This window comes from Mangrovibacterium marinum (assembly GCF_003046625.1).
Taxonomy (GTDB): domain Bacteria; phylum Bacteroidota; class Bacteroidia; order Bacteroidales; family Prolixibacteraceae; genus Mangrovibacterium; species Mangrovibacterium marinum.
Genome location: NZ_QAAD01000007.1, coordinates 75,174 through 95,848, shown reverse-complemented (window position 1 = coordinate 95,848; position 20,675 = coordinate 75,174). Strand labels below are relative to the sequence as shown.

General features: G+C 46.9%; 15 protein-coding genes and 3 tRNA genes. 6 read left to right on the top strand and 12 right to left on the bottom strand.

Annotated features, from left to right (window positions below):
- The first annotated feature begins 172 nt into the window (after positions 1-172).
- The 5 genes from C8N47_RS08455 (at position 173) to C8N47_RS08435 (ending at position 7,662) form a co-directional block, all read left to right on the top strand.
- The gene (locus C8N47_RS08455; RefSeq protein WP_146161475.1) at positions 173-1,813 is read left to right on the top strand and encodes a tetratricopeptide repeat protein; all 1,641 of its coding nucleotides are present in this window, start codon (positions 173-175) and stop codon (positions 1,811-1,813) included.
- Complete coding sequence (gene lptC, locus C8N47_RS08450; protein ID WP_146161474.1) at positions 1,803-2,384, top strand: LPS export ABC transporter periplasmic protein LptC; 582 nt, start codon at positions 1,803-1,805, stop codon at positions 2,382-2,384. Before C8N47_RS08455 ends, lptC begins: the two co-directional genes overlap by 11 nt.
- Before the next feature lie 3 nt (positions 2,385-2,387).
- On the top strand, positions 2,388-3,659 hold the full coding sequence (locus C8N47_RS08445) for a hemolysin family protein (protein ID WP_107822110.1): 1,272 nt from the start codon (positions 2,388-2,390) through the stop codon (positions 3,657-3,659).
- Positions 3,660-3,753: 94 nt separating this feature from the next.
- Positions 3,754-5,871 (top strand): peptidylprolyl isomerase, encoded by a 2,118-nt coding sequence (locus C8N47_RS08440; RefSeq protein WP_107822109.1) that lies wholly within the window; start codon positions 3,754-3,756, stop codon positions 5,869-5,871.
- Positions 5,872-6,729: 858 nt separating this feature from the next.
- The gene (locus tag C8N47_RS08435; protein WP_107822108.1) at positions 6,730-7,662 is read left to right on the top strand and encodes a glycoside hydrolase family 43 protein; all 933 of its coding nucleotides are present in this window, start codon (positions 6,730-6,732) and stop codon (positions 7,660-7,662) included.
- Positions 7,663-7,704: 42 nt separating this feature from the next.
- Here C8N47_RS08435 and C8N47_RS08430 read toward each other — a convergent pair.
- From C8N47_RS08430 to C8N47_RS08405, 6 genes are all read right to left on the bottom strand, one after another.
- Positions 7,705-7,780 (bottom strand) — tRNA-Gly (locus C8N47_RS08430).
- Positions 7,781-7,802: 22 nt separating this feature from the next.
- Positions 7,803-7,889: transfer RNA gene (locus C8N47_RS08425), tRNA-Leu, on the bottom strand.
- A gap of 8 nt (positions 7,890-7,897) precedes the next feature.
- Positions 7,898-7,973: transfer RNA gene (locus C8N47_RS08420), tRNA-Gly, on the bottom strand.
- 125 nt (positions 7,974-8,098) lie between these two features.
- Positions 8,099-10,681, bottom strand: a complete 2,583-nt coding sequence (mutS, locus tag C8N47_RS08415) for a DNA mismatch repair protein MutS (RefSeq protein WP_107822249.1) — start codon at positions 10,679-10,681, stop codon at positions 8,099-8,101.
- Positions 10,682-10,952: 271 nt separating this feature from the next.
- Positions 10,953-12,131, bottom strand: coding sequence for a lipoprotein N-acyltransferase Lnb domain-containing protein (locus C8N47_RS08410; protein WP_146161473.1), 1,179 nt, complete (start codon positions 12,129-12,131; stop codon positions 10,953-10,955).
- 169 nt (positions 12,132-12,300) lie between these two features.
- On the bottom strand, positions 12,301-12,705 hold the full coding sequence (locus tag C8N47_RS08405; RefSeq protein ID WP_107822106.1) for a DUF1761 domain-containing protein: 405 nt from the start codon (positions 12,703-12,705) through the stop codon (positions 12,301-12,303).
- A 172-nt stretch (positions 12,706-12,877) separates the two neighbouring features.
- Here C8N47_RS08405 and C8N47_RS08400 point away from each other — a divergent pair, with 172 nt between their 5' ends.
- On the top strand, positions 12,878-14,074 hold the full coding sequence (locus C8N47_RS08400; RefSeq protein ID WP_170111338.1) for a PSP1 domain-containing protein: 1,197 nt from the start codon (positions 12,878-12,880) through the stop codon (positions 14,072-14,074).
- 40 nt (positions 14,075-14,114) lie between these two features.
- Here the strand turns inward: C8N47_RS08400 and C8N47_RS08395 are convergent, their stop codons facing one another.
- From C8N47_RS08395 to C8N47_RS08370, 6 genes are all read right to left on the bottom strand, one after another.
- Positions 14,115-15,032, bottom strand: a complete 918-nt coding sequence (locus C8N47_RS08395) for a mevalonate kinase family protein (protein ID WP_146161472.1) — start codon at positions 15,030-15,032, stop codon at positions 14,115-14,117.
- A 3-nt stretch (positions 15,033-15,035) separates the two neighbouring features.
- The gene (gene mvaD, locus C8N47_RS08390) at positions 15,036-16,067 is read right to left on the bottom strand and encodes a diphosphomevalonate decarboxylase (RefSeq protein WP_107822103.1); all 1,032 of its coding nucleotides are present in this window, start codon (positions 16,065-16,067) and stop codon (positions 15,036-15,038) included.
- A 6-nt stretch (positions 16,068-16,073) separates the two neighbouring features.
- Positions 16,074-17,009, bottom strand: coding sequence for a GYDIA family GHMP kinase (locus C8N47_RS08385; protein WP_107822102.1), 936 nt, complete (start codon positions 17,007-17,009; stop codon positions 16,074-16,076).
- Complete coding sequence (locus C8N47_RS08380; protein WP_107822101.1) at positions 16,993-18,318, bottom strand: hydroxymethylglutaryl-CoA reductase; 1,326 nt, start codon at positions 18,316-18,318, stop codon at positions 16,993-16,995. Before C8N47_RS08380 ends, C8N47_RS08385 begins: the two co-directional genes overlap by 17 nt.
- Positions 18,305-19,315, bottom strand: a complete 1,011-nt coding sequence (locus C8N47_RS08375; RefSeq protein ID WP_107822100.1) for a beta/alpha barrel domain-containing protein — start codon at positions 19,313-19,315, stop codon at positions 18,305-18,307. Before C8N47_RS08375 ends, C8N47_RS08380 begins: the two co-directional genes overlap by 14 nt.
- A 172-nt stretch (positions 19,316-19,487) precedes the next feature.
- Positions 19,488-20,648 (bottom strand): acyl-CoA dehydrogenase family protein, encoded by a 1,161-nt coding sequence (locus C8N47_RS08370; RefSeq protein ID WP_107822248.1) that lies wholly within the window; start codon positions 20,646-20,648, stop codon positions 19,488-19,490.
- Between the last annotated feature and the right edge of the window lie 27 nt (positions 20,649-20,675).

Here is a 20,675-nt window from a genome sequence, read left to right as displayed (position 1 = left end):
CGAATTCCACCAAGCAAACCTAGCGCATTGTTCTATTGCCGTTTTTTGAGTGCTATCGGTAAGAATAGCTTTCGAAAAAAGACAAAATAAGATTATATTTGACCCTCTGTTTGCGTTGAGACATCAACGAATTTTGAATAATAAAAGTGTAATCTAAAATATTTTCAGAAAAATGAGATCATTCCTAATTAAGAGCAAAGTATTGACATTTGTTTTTGTGATGGCGATGAGCGTTGCAACTTATGCTCAGAAGGTAGTCACCGGAACAGTATATCGTGAGGGAAAGCCAGCGGCAGGGATTACTGTTGAAGCACACAAATCAAGTGAAATGTTCATGACCAGTTTCGATGGAAAATACAAAATAACCATCGAACCCGGTAAAAGCAAATACATCAAATTCACCTTCATCGACGAATCCAAAAAACTGGAACTAACAGGCAACGAAGGTGATGTTATCGACTTCAGTTTCGATGGATCTGAAATTCCCGGCAAAGGCGAAGGCGGTGCCAGTGAAGCGGGTGTTGATACCCGTTCGAGCCAGGAGTTGGTGAAAGCCAACGACACTGAGTTCATGAGCCAGTTTACATTGTACGATCAGTTCTACAAACAAAAGGACTACAAATCGGCCTTACCACACTGGAAAAAAGTGTACAAGAAATACCCGAAATCGTCGATCAACCTGTACTACCACGGGGTAAATATGTACGAGTCGAAAATTGAAGCAGCCAGCGATCAGGCAACCAAAGATGCTTATATCGATACCTTGATGTCAATTTACGACCGTCGTATTAAATACTTCGACCAAAAAGGTTTTGTATTGGGACGTAAAGCCACTGATTTTGTAAAATACAAATTATCGAACCCCGACATTTCGGAAGCAGCTCGTAAAGAGGCTTTGAAAACCGCTTATGGCGACCTGGACGAATCCATCAAATTACAGGGTGATGAAGCAGAGGCTGCTGTATTGGTAATCTACATGCAAGTTACCAAAAGCTTATTCCTGCTGGGCGAAATGTCGAAAGAAGATGTTGTAGCCAACTACGGAACACTTAGCAAGATCACCGAGCAACAATTGGCCAAAGATGCCAACGACCAAAAAGCGCAAGTAGCCAAAGAAGAAATCGACAAAGCATTCCAAACATCGGGAGCTGCCGACTGCGAAGCCTTATTGGCCTACTACGAACCGAAGTTCGACGAAATTGCTGCTGATGTTGACGCACTGAAAAAAATGCTTCGCGCATTGGATCGTCAGGATTGTACATCAAGCGAGTTATTCGCCAAAGCGTCGGAAAAGCTATACGAAATGGATCCTTCGGCAGAAGCTGCTTTCAACATGGCGCGTTTGTTTGTAAAACGCGACGAAGTAGCCAAAGCCAAAGAATATTACAAAACTGCGATCGCCGCCGAAACAGACAAAGAACTGCTGGCAAAATATTACTACGAGCTAGCCTTGTTCACCTTTGCTAAAGAACGTGACTATTCGGCAGCCCGCGACTATGTTCGTAAGTCGTTGCAAAACGATCCCAACTCGGGCCGGGCATTAATTCTACTGGGTGACATCTACGCTCAGGGAGCAAAAACTTACGGTTCTGACGATTTTGAACACACAACGGTTTATTGGTTAGCAGTTGACTATTACCAAAAAGCAAAACGTGTTGATCCGGACGTTGCCGCCACTGCCAACGAAAAAATCAACACTTACCGTGTTTACTTCCCCGACAAAGAGACTATGTTCTTCCAGGGACTTCAAAACGGACAATCGTATAAACTAGGTGGTTGGATTAACGAAACAACAACAGTACGTGCAAAATAGACCGTTTAAAATACGACATACCAAACAGGCAAGCATTGCAATTCTCCTTACGGGAATTGCGATGCTTTTCTTTTCCTGTGCCAATAAGATTGAAAAAATCAAAGAGTTTGCCGCCGCCGAAAAACTCCCGGGAATGGAAGCCGAACATTTCGAAATGCTTTATTCGGATTCAGCCGTTGTGCGCTTTAAACTAATTGCCCCCAAGCTGATTCGCTACGACCAGGAAAAAGAGCCTTTCATGGAATTTCCCGAGGGCATCGAAATCGAAAAATACGATTCCCAGATGAAGGTTGTTTCCCGTATTACAGCCAATTATGCCCGTTACCTGGATAAAGAAGACAAATGGTTGGCCAAAAACAACGTGGTAGCCATTAACGAACAAGGAGACTCCCTGAAAACCGAAGAACTGATTTGGGAAGAGAAAAAAGGGAAAATTTACACCGACCAGTTTGTTAAGATTATTCGTCAGGATCAGGTGATTAACGGCATTGGCATGGAATCGGATCAGGATTTATCGAACTGGGAGATCAAAAAACCGACCGGAACTTTGTATCTTGACGTTACAGAATAACAGATGGAAGCCCTAATTATTACTATCCTCGTCACGATTGTCTTTTCGGCCTTTTTTTCCGGAATGGAGATTGCTTTTGTATCGGCCAACAAATTGCGCCTGGAACTGGACAAAAAACAGGAATCAGTTAATTCGCGCATCCTGTCGATATTCACCGCAAATCCCGGCCAATACATTGCCACCATGCTGGTGGGCAACAATGTCGCCTTAGTTATTTATGGTGTTGCCTTTGCCAAACTGCTGGAACCCTTTTTCTATTCCTTCCTGTCAACCGACGGGGCGGTGCTGTTCCTGCAAACGGTTTCATCCACCATTATCATTCTCTTCACAGCCGAATTTCTACCCAAAACGCTGTTTCGCATAAACCCGAACATCTTCCTGCGAATTTTTGCTGTTCCGCTAATCCTCTTTTACTATCTTTTCTACCCGGTCACACGCATCACCATGAGCCTTTCCAAACTTTTGCTGAATGTGGTCTTCCGGGCATCAATCGACAAAAACGAGGAAAAAGTGGTCTTCAGCAGAATAGACCTCGACCACTTTGTAAAAGAACCTGACAGCACCACCCAATCGGCAACGGAAGATCTCGAGAACGAAATAAAACTGTTTCGCAATGCGCTGGATTTCTCGAAGGTGAAGCTTCGGGAAATTATGGTACCGCGAACCGAGATTGAGGCGCTGGATATCGAGTCAAACATCGAAGAACTGCGCCAAAAATTTATCGACACCGGCTACTCGAGAATTCTGTTATACAAAGAAAATATCGACAATATTGTTGGCTATATTCATCATTCGCTCTTATTAACCAACCCCGACTCACTCAAACAGAATTTGCGTAAAGTACTGATTGTCCCCGAGACGATGGCTGCCAGCAAACTTCTCAGCAAGTTTATACAGCAACACCGCAGCATTGCCATTGTTGTCGATGAGTTTGGCGGAACAGCCGGCTTGGTTACCATCGAAGATATTCTGGAAGAAATTTTCGGAGAGATTGAAGATGAACACGACACCATCGATTTTGTAGACCGCAAAATTAACGACAACGAGTTTATCCTCTCGGCCCGTATTGAGCTGGACTTCCTGAACGAAAAGTACAACATGAACTTTCCACTGGAAGAAAATTACGAGACCCTGGCGGGCTTCATCCTGTTTCATCACGAGAGCATTCCCAAAATCAACACGGTAATAACAATCGGCAATTTTAAGTTTAAAATACTAAAAGCCAGCAGCACACGGATCGAATTGGTAAAACTGCTCATATTAGACAACAGCTAAATTAAACGCTGTTTATTCATGTTTGAATACGAAAATTATTATCTTCGTACCGCTAAAAAATTAAGTAAACAACTAAATTAAGAATAAGAATTAAATGGCTACCTTACAGAGAATTCGAAATCGTGCAGGTATCTTAGTAGCGATTATCATCGGCCTTGCGCTAGTGGCTTTCATCTTGGGAGACATCCTGAATGCAAGTAGCTCATTATTAAGACCTAACCAACTAAAAATTGCAGAAATCAACGGTGAATCAGTTCAATATCCTGAATTTCAGCAAAAAGTAGAAGAAACAGCCGAAATCTATAAAATGAATACCGGCCAAACTCAGCTGAACGACAACGCGTGGACGCAAATCCGCGAACAAGTTTGGCAAGAGTATCTTCGCAAAGGAATCATGACTGATGTTTATGACGAGCTGGGACTTGCTGTTTCAGGCGACGAGCTGTTCGACATGGTTCAGGGATCAAACCTTCACCCGGTTATTCAACAACTGTTTACCAACCCGAACACCGGGCAGGTTGACCGCTCGGCCGTTTTAAATTTCCTTCGCGCAATTAACTCGGGGGCTGCCACAGCACAACAAAAAGCCTACTGGTTGTACATCGAGGAACAAATTAAGCAGGAACGCATTCAAACAAAATACAACAACCTTGTAAGCAAAGGCTTGTTTGTAACCGAAGCCGAAGCACAAAACAGCTTAAATGAAAAAAATAAAAATGTCAACATTGAATTTGTAAGCCTGCCTTACACTTCAATTTCCGACAGCGCTGTTTCGGTAAGCGATAGCGACATGAAAGCTTATTACGAAAAGCACAAAGAAAACTACAAGCAAGGAGCTTCGCGCACCATCGAGTATGTTACCTTCCCGGTTACAGCAACCGAAGAAGACGACGACAACACCCTGAAGTGGGTTGAAGACGTGAAAGCTGAATTTGCCAACACGCAGGATAATGCTCAGTACGTGAATGTGAATTCTGATGTTCGTTTCCAAAACGTTTACGAAAAGAAAGAAGATCTTCCGGAAAACATCGCTGAATTTGCCTTCAGCGGAAATGTTGGCGACGTATTTGGCCCCATCAAAGAAAACAATGCTTACCGTCTGGTAAAAATTGACGATATCAAAGATCTTCCCGATTCAGTTCAAGCTCGTCACATCCTGATCAACCCGCAAACAGTGGGCGATTACGATAAAGCACTCGCTTTGGCCGACAGCCTGAAAAACCTGATTGAAAAAGGTGCAAGCTTTGCAAGCCTGGCCAAAGAATATTCTGAGGACACAGGCTCTGCTGCCAAAGGTGGCGACTTAGGCTGGTTTAAACGCAACCAGATGGTAAAACCTTTCGAAGAAGCTGCTTTCAACGGCGATGTGAACAAATTGTATGTTGCCACTACGCAGTTCGGGGTTCACCTGATTCAACCAACCAAGAAAGGGAAGGAAGTTAAACAAGTACGTTTGGCCGAATTGGTTCGTAACATCGAACCCAGCACAAAAACATTCCAGTTAGTTTACTCGCAAGCCAGCAAGTTTGCAAGCGAAAATACATCAGGTTCATCATTCGACGAAGCTATCGCCGCGCAAGGCTTGAACAAACGCGCTGCCCGTGTTGCCGAAAACGACCGTCAGGTAGTAGGCTTGCAGGATTCTCGCTCACTGATTCGTTCGGCCTACCAAGCGGATAAAAACGATATCCTGGCAAATAATGAAGGATCAACAATCTTCGAATTTGGCGACAACTTCGTGGTAGCAAAACTGGCCGGCATCCAGGACGAAGGCTATACTGCTTTTGCGGAAGTAATGCCTACAATCAAGCTGGCAGTTTTAAAAGAGAAAAAAGGCGACGCACTGGTTGCCAAAATGAAAGAAGCAGCTTCAGCAGGCGACATCGATGCCATTGCAACAAAATTAGGAACTACCGTTAATGCGGCTTCCAACATCCACTTCGACCTGTACTCTGTTCCTGTAATTGGCGTAGAACCAGCTGTTGTGGGAACTGTTGTCAGCATGGAACAAGGCAAATTATCAGCTCCGATTAAAGGCAACCGCGGCGTATACATCACCAAGGTTACTGCAATCAACGAACTTGACAACACCAATGTCGATGCTGAAAAAGCCCGTTTGGAACAAGCTTTGGCCTACCGGGCCAACTACCAGGCTTACGAAGCACAGCGCAAGGCTGCCGAAATTGAAGATCGAAGAGCAAAATTCTATTAATAGAGTGCTCCCCATAATATTGAAAGAAAGCAGGCTTACCGCCTGCTTTTTTTTTGAGAGTCTACCGCGCAAAGACGCTAAAGCACAATGTCAATAACTGGTTTTGATTAGATGTGAAATGATATCCCGACAGCAAGCTATCAGAAAGTCACTTCAGAATCTGCCCGTTTTAACTTCTACCTTTGATCAAAAAGGAACCTTGTCCTACCGGACGGGTTTTCATTTTTGTAGTCGTGCCCGGCCGGTCTGACGGGGACACAAAAACGAAACAAAAAGGTCATGGCTGATTTTTATCTGCAACCGCCATCTGCCGAAAAGCTAAGTCCATCCGGGTGATCTCCGATCCGGCAGCTGCCGGATCGGAGCTTCCCGGGTTCACTAAGCTTTTCGTTTGATTTCGGTCTCTTAAGAAACATCACTCTGTTTCTTTTCTTTATAGCATTTTCGAATGTGAACACTCGATAAAAATAGGCCAACCGGTTCCCAACATTTTCTCATTGATCGAAACGCCATCTTTCTTGTTGATGGCATTTTAGAACGACAACCCGACAACTTTTGAGAACAACGACAACAGCATCGTTAAAAAAATCCGCAACTTTCATCCCTGTTAGTGGTTCCCCGGAATCATGAAGTTTTTTTTTATTCCAACACACCACGCCTCCACGCCGCCGGATCATCAAGAGTCGTTGATGCTATTTTCGACGACAACCGGACAACTTGTGACAAACATGACAACCGTGATGCGGAAAATCTCCCATTGCTCATTACTCCCCGTAATCTTCAAAACGCAGCGACTCTTCTTGCTTCAGCCCAATTAAAGGTATTTTTTACTATTTTAGGGCAAAAGCATATTTACTCATGAAAAAACTACTACCACTCGTGGTGCTGCTATTCGTCTTCGCGGCTTGCAGCAAGGCACCCAACCAAGTTTACCTGTTCTCTTATTTCAAAAACAATGGTCAGGACGGACTACACCTGGCCTACAGTTACGATGGCTATCATTTCAGTGCACTGAATAATGACGAGTCCGTTCTCAGCCCAATGGTGGCCGATGACAAACTAATGCGCGACCCCTGCATCATTCAAGGCCCTGATCAAAAATTTCAGATGGTGTGGACTGTCAGCTGGAACGACCGGGGGATCGGTTATGCGTCGTCGGCCGATCTGATAAACTGGTCGGAACAGCGGTTTATACCGGTTATGCAGGACGAACCAACAGCCCGCAACTGCTGGGCTCCGGAGATTATTTACGATGCCGACAGCGCGCAATACATGATCTACTGGGCCACCACGATCCCGGAACGCTTCGCTGCCGGCGAAAGTCAGGGTGACGGCGGCTATAACCACCGGATGTACTACACCACAACCAGAGATTTTGTCACTTTCGGCCCGACAAAGCTGCTGTACGACGAAGGCTTCAATGTGATCGACGCTGTCATTAAAAAAATCGAGGGCGAATACCTGATGTTTTTAAAAGATGAAACCCGCAATCCGGCAAAGAAGCACATCCGCATTGCCCGCAGCCAATCGCTTTACGGAGGCTATAAGCTGATTTCGGAGCCGATCTCGCCCGATTGGGTGGAAGGGCCAACAGTTACCAATGTAGACGGGAAATGGGTGCTTTATTACGACGAATACACCCGTCACCAAATGGGGGCTGTTCAGTCGGCCGATTTGAAGAACTGGGAAGTGATCAACGATTCCATCAGCTTTCCGGAAGGCACCCGACACGGAACCATCTTTAAGGTTGACGAACCGGTGTTAAACAGGCTGCTGAATCATTTCAAATAGCCGGATACAAAAAAAGCACTTCAAAATGAAGTGCTTTTTTTGTGGAGCGAGAGACGGGATTCGAACCCGCGACCCCAACCTTGGCAAGGTTGTGCTCTACCAACTGAGCTACTCTCGCAATCATGTTCAAAAAGTAAAAGTACCCGGAGCGGGACTTGAACCCGCACGACCGTTGAATGGTCATTGGATTTTAAGTCCAACGTGTCTACCAATTCCACCATCCGGGCATCCTGGATGGAGCGAGAGACGGGATTCGAACCCGCGACCCCAACCTTGGCAAGGTTGTGCTCTACCAACTGAGCTACTCTCGCAAATACTTTTCAGAACTTTTTTGCTGTCCGTTTCCGTAACAGCGATGCAAATATATTGCTAATTTTCATTTCTCCAAAAATAAAGTTTCAATTTTTGACATCATTTTTTCACCCAATAATTGAAGCTACTTTAAACCAGATAGTTTCTTAATTTCATTTAATTTATTCAAGGCCTCAATTGGTGTCAGATTATTCACATCCAGGTTTCGGATCTCGTCGCGAATGGCTTTTAGCACCGGATCGTCCATCTGAAAAAAGCTTAATTGAAAGCCTTCGCGCTTCTCAGCCATGCCCTCCAGTGGTTTTGCCAACTGCTCTTTCCGGTTGTCGCCTTCCAGTTGAACCAGGATTTCGTCAGCGCGCTGAACAACCGATGGCGGCATACCGGCCATTCGCGCCACATGGATCCCGAAACTGTGGTTACTGCCGCCGCGCACCAATTTACGCAGGAAAATCACCTTATTTCCGACTTCCTTCACACTTACATTATAGTTTTTCACCCGTCCGAATGATTTTTCCATCTCATTCAACTCGTGATAGTGCGTGGCGAACAAGGTCTTGGCTTTAGCCTGCGGATGCTCATGGATATACTCCACAATAGACCAGGCAATCGAAATACCATCGTAAGTCGATGTTCCGCGGCCCAGTTCGTCGAGCAGAATCAGGCTCCGGTCGGAGATATTATTCAGAATACTGGCGGCTTCATTCATTTCCACCATAAAGGTCGACTCGCCCAGCGAGATGTTATCCGAAGCGCCCACCCGGGTAAAAATCTTATCGACATAACCGATGCTTGCCGATTTTGCCGGCACATAGGATCCCATTTGGGCCATCAAAACGATCAGCGCGGTTTGGCGCAACAAGGCCGACTTACCGGCCATATTCGGCCCCGTGATGATAATGACCTGCTGCTCGTCCTGATCCAGCAACACGTCGTTGCTAATATATTCTTCGCCAATGGGCAACTGCTGTTCAATAACGGGGTGCCGTCCTTCGCGGATCTCAATCACGCGGGTATCATTCACCTCCGGTTTCGAATAGTTATTCTGCAATGCTCCCACGGCAAAGGACAACAAACAATCGAGTCGCGCAATAACCACCGCATTAAGCTGCACGGCCTGGATATACTCCGCCAGGGCAATCACCAAATCGTTAAACAACTTCCCTTCCAGCGCCAGGATCTTTTCCTCGGCCCCCAGAATTTTACTTTCGTATTCTTTCAGTTCCTCGGTAATATAGCGCTCGGCACTCACCAGCGTCTGCTTGCGGATCCACTCGGGCGGCACTTTATCCTTATGCGTATTTCGCACTTCAATATAGTAGCCAAACACGTTATTGAAGGCGATCTTCAAGGAAGGAATACCCGTTCGCGCCGACTCGCGTTCCTGCATCTGAGTCAGATAATCCTTTCCGGAATATTGAATATTTCGCAGCTCATCCAACTCGTCCGACACCCCGCTCTTGATCACATTTCCTTTGTGCAACAACATGGGCGGGTCGTTGGTAATTTCCCGATCAATGCGCTCTCGAATGGAAAGACAGGGGTTCAGTTGTTCCGCAAAGCGCTTCAACACCGGATTGTCGACCTTTGCGGCATAAGCTTTAATCGGCTCAATGGCGTACAAGGCGTTCTTCAGCTGAATGACTTCGCGCGGATTAATCCGTCCGACAGCGACCTTGGAAATGATCCGTTCCAGATCGCCGATTTGCCGCAGATGAGCCTGTAAGGCTTCAATTTCGTCGTCGTGTGCACAAAAATATTCCACAACCGACAGGCGGTCATTCACGGCTGCAACATCTTTTAGCGGAAGGGCAATCCAGCGTTTGAGCATGCGCGATCCCATGGGCGAAATGGTCTTGTCCAGAACGTTCACCAGCGTTTTGGCCCCTTCGTTGATGGTGCCGAACAGCTCGAGGTTGCGAATGGTAAACCGGTCGAGCCACACGTATTTATCCTCCTCGATGCGCGAAAGTGCGGTGATATGCTGCACCTGAGAATGCTGTGTCAGGTCCAGGTAATGCAGGATGGCTCCCGAAGCAATCACCCCGTAGTTGAGCTCGTGCACCCCGTAGCCTTTCAGCGATTTAGTCTCGAAATGCCGAAGCAGACGGTCGGTTGCCGCATCGTCGGTATAAACCCAGTCGTCGAGCGTGTAGGTATAAAATTTTCCGCCAAAGTGTTCGGTAAACTCATTCCCCTTCCCCTTTTGGTAAAGCACCTCTTTGGGTTTGAACGAATTCAGTAATTTATCGATGTACTCGAAGCTTCCTTCGGCGGTTAAAAACTCACCGGTTGAAATATCCAGAAAGGCCACACCGCTTGTTTTTTTATCGAAATGAACGGATGCCAGGAAGTTATTTTCGCGATGCTCCAAAATATTATCGTTGATCGACACCCCGGGCGTAACCAGTTCGGTAATCCCGCGTTTCACGATTTTCTTGGTCATCTTCGGATCTTCCAACTGCTCGCAAATGGCTACCCGCTGGCCCGCCCGCACCAACTTGGGCAGATAAGTATCCAGGGCATGATGCGGAAATCCGGCCAATTCGACAAAGCTGGCCGAACCATTGGCGCGACGGGTAAGGGTAATGCCCAAAATTTCCGCCGCACGAACAGCATCTTCCCCGAACGTTTCGTAAAAGTCGCCCACCCGAAACAGCAAAATCGCATCCGGATGCTTCCCTTTAATCGCGTAATATTGCTTCATCAAAGGGGTTTCTACATATTTTTTTGCTTTCGCCAAATCCTTCTCGTTTTTATGCTTAGCCAACAAAGATACAGCAGTGTCTTCAAGTTTAAAAAAGTGGAACAACTTGTTGTGTGAAACTTTTCAACAAATTACCACCAACACCCACGGCAAGCGCGAAGAACCAACAGTTAAATATTGGTCATTTAATTGTCATTCGTAGTCATTAAGTCGTAAAATCAATGACAATCACAAAAGTTCAATTACTCCTGAAATCGACAAGTTCTCCATTTTATTTCCGGGCAAGTACAAACCGGCTATGGAACAGCGAGCGACAAAGCAGCATGGCAATTAACAGGTAAAAACCCATTTCGAAATGCTGAGGCAGGAAAATGCTGAGCGGAAAAAACAGCAACAGCCAAGCCGACAGCACCACCCAATACCAGCGCAACAGGCGACGCCAGGGCCGAATCAGCCACAAAAACAGAAAAGGCAGGTTGAAACACACCGCCCACAGTTGGTTGTAATTGGCTTTCATCTCGGGATGCTCCGAATACAGAAAAAACCACAACAAAACCACGCCGATTAAACCATGAATGAACAGCAAAACAGAATCGATTCCGTAGTGGCGTTTGCTGCCTTTGAGTTGCCGGAAGCTCACCCAAGCCACCAGGACCAAGAGCAGCGTGAGGATGATTTCGGGCGAATAAACCGCCAGCATCGAAAGCTTGGGTTCGGGTGCTTCGTAAATGGTATTGGTTTTCAGCACCAGCGGGCGGCTCTCGCCATCTGCGCTGAGCCGGGCATCGGCAAAATGCTTAAACAAATATTGTGGAAGAAACATTTCGTCGTAGGCCGAGGCAAGCTTATCGGCGGGGCTGCCTAAAACCAGCTGAATCCCCAAATTGGTCCAGGGTAGAATTTGCTGATAACGGCTAACATGCTCCCGAAAAGTGAGCCCGTCGTTCGCATCGGGGAACTTCAGTTCGCCGTCGATTTGATTAGCCACCAGGTCGCGCACACGGGTGGCGCAGTTATCAAAAAAGAAATCGTAACGATACTCCCGGTTTTCGGGTTTGGCATTATCAATCAGAAAGTCGAGCATTTGCTGTTTTTCCTGTTGAGTTAAGTTCAGAACCTGCTCCCGAATACTGCGACCACTGCGGATATAGCTTTCATAAAAATCGCCGTAACGCTCGGGCGCCAGCATATAGTTGGCGTTTCCTTTGGCAAAGCGATAAACAAAATTGGGCTCGCGGAAACTAAATACACCGTAGTTAAACACCACATCGAAATGCTTTACCGGGTCGTGCACCCGAACAGCTGTGTGTCCGTAAATCGCATGAATCAAATCGCTGGCACCACAGGTCATCACACTAATTTCAGCCCGGTTGGTTAACACAATTTGCTGACTAAATGACTGGATCGCGAAGCACAGGCTAACCGCCAGGAAGAGGAGGAATCGTTTCACAATTTTTTTATTCAAAAGAAATAAAAAGCCATCAAACGACGAAACAAGCCAGCGGATTAAATCGATGGAAGGAACCAAAATAAGCCCTGCCTGGTATTGGGGCTGAAAACTCAGTTTCTGAGATCATATTTTCGAAAAAAATCACTTGCCCCGAAGCACCTCGGAAACACTACCACGCGCCAATAATGGCGCCCATAACCACGTACGACACCACATCGTAGCCGGCGTGAATCAGCACCAGCGCCATTTTCTGTTGCTCGAACAGGGCCGTGGTCAGCCGCGAAGTGGCAATCCAAAAAGCAGCAATCATAAAACCGGCGAACATCCCGAAAGTCAAATCGCTTTCGGACCCCAAAAACAGCGCCAGGGCAAAAGCAGCCAGCAGCGCTGCGACAAACGAACTGCCAAAAATAACCGGCATCGGGTAGCGAGCCTGCTTGATGGAGTCTTCCGAAAAGCCATTCAGTTGCATCCATTTCTTGCCAAACATAACAGGCGAATACCACAAACTCCCCACCACAAAGGTGCTCATTGCCGCTACAAACACGGCCCAGTAATTAATTTGTTCAACCATCGTTAAAAAGCTCCTAATTATTTTTCATTCTTATTCGCATTTCAAGTTTATTTCGTTACATCCCGTATTTTTTCACTTATTTAGACTCGATAAATATAGAAAACAGCTTATTTTAGATATTTTTGTCTGAATTAATAAAGAAAGGAAGAATATGGGATGCAATGGATGCGCCATGAAAGTGGACAATGACCGTCCTGAAATGCTGACTACACACGACTGGTTAAAAGATTTGCCCGACACCAGTCATTTAACAAAGATTGTTGAAGTACGTTTTAAAGGAACACATAAAGAATTTTTCAAGAACGAAGATCAGTTATCGCTGAAAGTAGGCGATTTGGTGGTTGTAGCCTGCTCCCCGGGCCACGATGTTGGCACGGTAACCCTGACCGGTACGCTGGCCAAAAAGCAGTTTGAACGCAAAGTAAACCGCCCCGAACGTTATAGCTGGAACAAAATTTACCGCAAAGCCAGCGAGGCCGACAAACAAAAATGGGAACATGCCAAAAAACGCGAATATGCCGTTATGGTGCGTTCGCGCCAGCTTGCTGCCGAGCTGCAACTGGACATGAAAATTGGCGATGTGGAGTTTCGCGGCGACGGCTCCAAAGCTATTTTTTACTATATCGCCGATGGACGAGTTGATTTTCGGGAACTGATTAAGCGCTACGCCCGCGAATTTCAAATTAAGGTTGAAATGAAACAAATCGGGGCTCGCCAGGAAGCCGGCCGCGTTGGAGGAATTGGCTCCTGCGGACGGGAACTATGCTGCTCGAGTTGGCGCACTGATTTTTCGAGTGTCACCTCCGAGTCGGCCATCAAACAAGGCTTATCGCCCAATGCCGAGAAGATGGCGGGCCAATGCGGAAAGTTGAAATGCTGCCTGATGTACGAGCTGGACAGCTATCTGGAAGCTCAGGAAGAATTCCCCGTTGAGCTGCTGACCCTGGAAACCGAAAAAGGGCTGGCCAAACATCTGAAAACAGATATCCTGGCCAAGAAAATCTGGTACACCCTCGAGAACAACTATTCCAACAAGCCCATTGTACTGGATTTGAAGGACGTGAAGTCGATCATTCAGCTAAACAAACGCGGCAAAAAGCCGGCACTCGATCGCTATATGGAGCTCGAAGAGACTCCGGTAAACGAGATGAATGTGGGAACGGCCGATATCTCGTTGGTTGAGAAGAAAAAACGGAACAATAAACGTCGCCGGAAGCCGAACAACAACAACAACAACAACAACAACAACAACAACAACAATCGGATGAGCGCAGCTGAAAGCAAGAGTCCGAAACCGAGACGAAAAAGCAACCGGAAGCCGCAGAACCGCAAACCAGGCGGGTCTCAAGGCAGCAAACCGCAAGCATAAACCGCTATTGAAGATGGAGTTTCCGGATTGAAGATGTTAATCAGAAAATCCGGAAACTTTTTTCTTTTTCGGGAAATACAGCACCAGCCGGCACAAAAGCCAATAAAAAGCCTCCACCACCCGATCCGAGTAATTTCACCAAAATCCCTCTCGACTTTAACTCTCGGATGAATTCCAAACAGGAATCCGGAATCATTTCACAAAGATGTTCAGATTGAATGTCATGAAGTTCCTTCAGGTGCGTAAAAAACAAATCGCCATCGTTCCGCATAAAGGCCGCCGCTGCGCCATCATTCGCCGGCACGTAGCTTTGATGGAAAATATCCTTGAACTCGTTCACTTCCATCTTTTCAATGAAAAGCTTCACCAGCGGCGAAGTCGGACTTGTAATTTCGGTATCAATCAAATAAACGTTCCAGGGTTGCTTGTGCAATTCCAGTTCCGGCAAACTAATCTTGCCGTCTTCAACCAAAACCGGCCGATTCAGGAAAGCCACCAAAGGATCGAGGCCAGAACTCCGTCCATGGAAATAAGACTCAAGTGTTACAAAATCTTCACGCAGTTTTGGAATCAGGTCGGGATTAACTTCCGGATTGAAACCTGCAGTTGCACTAAGACTACTGTACTGGTCGTACAAGGCAGCGCAAAGTGCCCCCGAACTACCAACCCCGTATTGCAAAGGCACATCCGACTCGAAATACAAACCGTTTTTCAAATCGGCATTCAGCCGCTCCAAATCCAGCGGGAAGTTCATCTTCGAGGCAATGTCATCGGTGGCAAACCAACGGGCAAAACGCTCTAGCTCTGCTGCGCTATTTTTCTGGTAATCCGAAGGTGAACTTTCATCTATGGAAGCAAAAAATCCTGAAAATTTCGGAAATGGAATGGCCAAGGCTTTCGCCCCAAACATCAACCCGTATTCGCCAAACAACAATAATTTTGCAGGGTATTTCTTCATTTCTTACGCTTTTACCGGGCCTTCTCCTACCCGATCATCCAGCCATTCACCGTTTTCGGTATGGTAGAGCAACTCCGTTCTGATAAACGCATGCACCGCTTCCTGGTCTTCCTTCCAGTACAACAAGTGGATATTCGGACCGGCATCAATCGTGAAACCCACGGGCAACCCCGTTTGATGACGGAAAGCACGAATCTTCTCAATGATCTCCAAACTACCTGGTTTCAGCAATAAAAATGAAGGCGTTGAGCTCATCATCAGCGCGTGCAGGCTCAAGGCTTCTTGCTCAACCAGATCGATAAAAGCCATCCGGTTACCATCGGTTTTCATCAAACCAAGCAATTGCTCAATCGATTGATTTGCTTGCGCCAACCGAGCTGCCTGGTACGGATGATTGTTCATCAAATCGTGACCAGCCGAGCTGGACACTTTCTTTTTTTGAGAATCGACCAGCAAAACAGCGTCACAAAGTGAGAAATAACTTTCGTGAATTTGATTGGAAACCGGCACTGCGTAACAGTCGGTAGAAGCTTTCATCGCGGCAGATTTTCCCCACCAGGCGAAACCACCGTACACCGAACGCGAAGCACTCCCGCTGCCTAAACGAGCAAGGCGCGAGGCAGTCTGAAAGAACTGATCATCTTCGGTACTCACTCCCGTTAATTGGCTATTCAGATCAGCCAGGCAAAGTGCCAAAGCTCCAAAAGCTGACGCCGAAGAGGCAATTCCGGTTGAGTGCGGGAAAGTATTGGAACTCTCCATCTCGAACGAGTAGTCGTTGATCCACGGAAGATCAATTGCAAGTTTATCGAGGTACTTCCTAATTCGTGTGTCGAAAGATGATTCTTTGCCTTCAAATAAAAACCGAAGTCGTTCGGCACTTTTAGGCACGATAGCTACCGATGTGCGCGTCCTTGCCTGCTTCAAACTGAAACTTAGCGACGGGTTCATCGGCAGTTGTTCCGGCTTTTTCCCCCAATATTTCACCAAGGCAATATTAGACGGACAAAGCCAGCTTGATTTATAAGTTGTCATGTAATTTTATCGTTCGTTCAAAACCAGTTCTCGCCACGGGAACACAACGCGTAACCCTTTTTGCTTGAAATAATTTAGCACATCCCGGTCGTCCATTGGCGTTGCAATCAGGTAGAAATCGCCACCCCAGGCACCCAAGGATTTCACTTCGCCGTTAAAATCGGAGAAATACTGCGACTTCACAGTCGGTATTCCCAGCAACGACGAAACCATCTGTTCATGTTCGGCAATCAGGCGCTGATATTCATCCAAAGTTTTCGCCGTCGCAAATGCTTCCGAAAGTTCATTCATCCGCTCAACCTGCTCCTGCGTCACCGCTCCGTCATTCAAAAAGCGTTTCACTTCATTCCGGGTGCTCTTCTTGGCGCCCGAATAAATGAAGTACAACTGATCCATGAACGGATAATTCAACTCGAGTGGTTGTGGCTGCTGGCTCCGGATATAGAAAATCGGTCCTTTCGCTGTTGCGCAGGCAATATCAAATCCACTTCCATGGAAGACTGTCTCATTCAATTTAAAAGGATCAACCTTGGCCCATTTCGCCAGGTTAGCAATCAGCGTGCTGCTGCTCCCCAATCCCCATTGGTTGTTAAAGTCGATGTAGGTGTGCACATCAAGCGGACTTTCAGGTCGAAAGGCCGGGTTCATTTGCTGAATTGTGCGAAAAGTGTCGCGCAAAATGGCAGCTTTATCCGCGTCCGAACTGTTCACAATCTCGAAATCGGGAAGCTTCAACTCGCAGGAAAACCAGAGTCCTTCCTGCATGAATGCTTTCCAGCTCAATATGCCGTCTTGCCTGCCGGCACTCACCTCCATGCGCTGGCCGTACTGCAAGGGCAAAGCAATCGATTTGGCTCCGCAAAGCACAAAATACTCGCCGGTTAACAGTAACTTACCGTGCGCCCGGTAATTTTCCTTTATCACTTTAGTTTCCTGTATCATTTTTCAGAAATTGCTCTACGTCGGAAAAACTGACGTCCCGTTTCTCAAAATAAAGTTTGGCAGCCGCTTTTTGTTCATCAGTAGCCCCCAAAGTATTCAAAATATTGCTCAGGTGCATTTTCATGTGCCCCTGTTGGATGCCCGTTGTCACCAAAGCGCGCACGGCCGACCAATTGGATGCCAGCCCCGCAATGGCCAGGTATTGCATCAATTCTTCTGCAGACGGGTGCTCCAGAATCTGCATCGCTAACTTCGCCATCGGGTGCAAAGCCGTTACACCGCCAACAACGCCAACTGCCAGCGAAAGCTCCATCGAAAAGGTGAAAATTCCAGCTTCAATTTTCGCCTCACTTAGCCCGGCATATTTTCCGTGTCGCGCAGCAAACGCGTGCCCGCCAGCCTCAATCGCACGAAAATCATTTCCGGTAGCCAATGCCAACGCATCCACTCCGTTAAAGATTCCCTTATTGTGGGTCACTGCACGCGAAACATCGTTACGCGAAATGTGAACCGCCTGCACAAACTTTTCAGCAAAATTTCGAGCTGCGTCCGCGTCACTTGTTTCCGAAAGTTCCTCGACAGGACATTCTACCCAAACACGCACCCGGCTATCGGGAACGTAATTGGACAAAATGGCCATGATAATTTCCGCGTCCTGTTCTGCTTCCGGCCAATTATTTTGTGTCGAAAGCCAGCCCTTCAAACTTTTACCAAATTGCTCCAGGCACGAGTTGATGAAGTTCGCTCCCATCGCATCACGGGTTTCAAAAGCCACATCCAGCTGGTAGTAATCCGGTAAAATTTCGGGTAAATATTTCAGTTCGATTGTGCTGATTCCGCCACCACGCTTCTCCATTTTTTGCGTAATCGGGGCAGTGTCTGCTCGCAATCGTTTTTCAATTTCGTTGAAATGCGCTTTTATTTTCTCAGGATCGCCTTTCCACGAAAAGTGCAATTGCCCTTTCTTTTCTGTCCCCAAAATCTCGGCATGAAAGCCGCCGCGTTTTGCCCAAAAGCCGGCAGCTTTTCCCAAAGCCGCAACCACCGAGCTTTCTTCGGTTACAAAAGGCAATACACGGTATTGCCCATTCACCAAAAAGTTGGGAGCAACCGAAAAAGGAAAATGAAAATTGGAAAGATGATTCTCGCTCAAATCAGCAATCACGGCTTGTGCCTCCGGACTTTTCGATTCAAAATCAGCCAGAAAAGAGGCCGTATCAGTAGCCAGTCCCAATTGCTGAATCAGCCATTCGGTCTTCTGGTTTTTACTGAGTTTGGAGAATCCGGATATCGGTTTATTGTCCTTCATATGCACTGTTCACACGCAAATAAGCTTCAGCCATTCGATAGGCACTCAGCAAATTTTCGATATAAATCTTTAAATCCTTGTAATCGCCGGTTGCATGTTTCAGCACCGCCGAGGCCATGCCAAAAACAGCAGGTAATTTACTCTTCGACACCAGGTAATAACCGTCGAGGTAGTTTTTCACACCACCCGAAATAATCAGCGAACGGCAAGCCACTTCACTTTCGTCAACCAGGCTATTCACATCCTTCAGCATTTGCTCGGCGGTTTGGCCAACAAAAGCGAAAGGTTGATGCAGGGTTTGCAAAGCTTCGTCCTCACGCATCATTTCGAGCTTCGAAAAATTGGTACCACCATAAGCGGCAAACTCAATCGCCTCAATCGGCAGTTTGAGCAACTCGCGCAGACTTTCTCGGCCCATGCCCTGCCCGACTTCTTTCACAATCAACGGAACCTGAATTCGGCTCAACAACTGCTGAATCGTTTCGAGCGGAGGTTGTGTCAAGTGATCACCCTCGGGTTGAAACCATTCCTGCAACGGGTTCACATGCACAATCAGTCCATCTGCTTTCAGGTTGCCAATCAAATCAACAATCGCCTGCTCTTCCTTTTTAGCCAGCAACTGTTCGACCTGAGCAACGCCCAAATTCGCCCAAAAAGGCTGATCCGTACCGATCAAATCGCGCACATCAAAATCTTCCCAATAGGTTTTATCGAAAAGAATTTTGCGACACGAACCCAGACCCATCCCCAAACCAAACTCCCGACAAGCCTGAGCCAAATTTTGGTTGATGTTTTTGGCGACACCAGTGCCTCCCGTCATGCTCGACACCCACAATGGCGCGCGCATTTGCTTTCCTAAAAATGAAAACGGGTGGGAATCTTTCTCCGGGTGTGCCGCCAGTAGAGGCTCGTATATAAACCGTCGATCCTGTTCCGGAAAACCAGTCTGCGAATCGAAGGCCATCTGAATGTGCTCGAGTTTTCGGTCTTTTTCCATTAGTCGCTATAAAAGGTAACAGGCAAATGTAAACAATGCATTTGCCTATTCCTTCTTATTCGTTTCAAATTATCGTCTGGATCCGTCATCCCGAACTTGCGTCGGAATCCATTGCCTTGAGATCAACTCCCGAAACGAGTTCGGGATGACTCTCGTTGCAAGCGTAACAATCCTATTCGTCTTTCAATACTTCGCGCGAAATTACCATGCGCAACACTTCCGATGTTCCTTCGCCAATCGACAGCAAACGCTGATCGCGGAAGAAACGTTCAATCGGGAATTCGTCGTTGCGGAAGAACCCGGCACCACCGAAAATCTGCATCGCTTCGCTGGCTACATCGCTGGCCACCTGCGCGCAATACAATTTTGCCATGGCCGCCTGCTTTCCAAAAGGTTGATCATTGTCTTTCAACCAACAAGCGTTGTAAAGTAAATTTCGCGCTGCTTCAATCTTGGTTGCCATATCGGCCAATTTAAATGAAATTGACTGAAAACCGGAAATTGCCTGTCCGAACTGCTTTCGTTTTTTAGCGAAGGTTACCGCCATTTCGTAAGCACCCTGCGCCAAACCAAGGCCCATTGCAGCAATCGACAAACGACCGGAATCAATGGTCTTCAACATGATTTTAATTCCATGCCCGCGTTCACCCAACTGATCGTCAGCCGGAATTTGCAAATCGTTAAAATAAACCATGCCATTGTCGGCAGCGCGCCACAGAAACTTTTGTTTCATAAACTCGCGGGTGTAACCCGGCGAATCTTTTGAAACCAGGAACGTGGTAAATTCTTTCCGCCCATCAGGACGCAAACCGGTTTGAGCCACAAAACTAATTCCGGCAACCATATCCGATGCCGCGTTCGTAATGTACTTTTTATGCCCGTTCACCAGCCAGCCGTTTCCGTTTTGAACAGCCTGTGTTTCAACGCCCTGCGCATCCGAACCGGCATTTTCTTCCGTTAACCCAAAGCCCCACAGGTTTTCTGCGGTGCACAAGGGTGGTAAATATTTTTTCTTTTGAGCTTCGGTACCGAACATCATAATCGGTCCAATCCCCAGAGAGTTGTGCGCAGCCACCGTTGCAGCCACCGAACTGTCGACGCGCGCCAGCTCTTCAACAGCAATAATGTACGACAAGTAATCGCTTCCTTGTCCGCCGTATTCAACCGGTGCATGCATCCCGAAAATATTCAGACTGCGCATCGATTTGATCAACTCCATCGGAAAGATCTCCATAGCCTCAAATTCGCCGATAACCGGCTTAATCTTCTCTTCGGCAAAAGCCCGAACTTTGGCTCTCACTTCGTGGTGTACTTTCTTGAGTAAAGCGTTCATAAATGGTTTTTCTTTTGAGGTCACTGA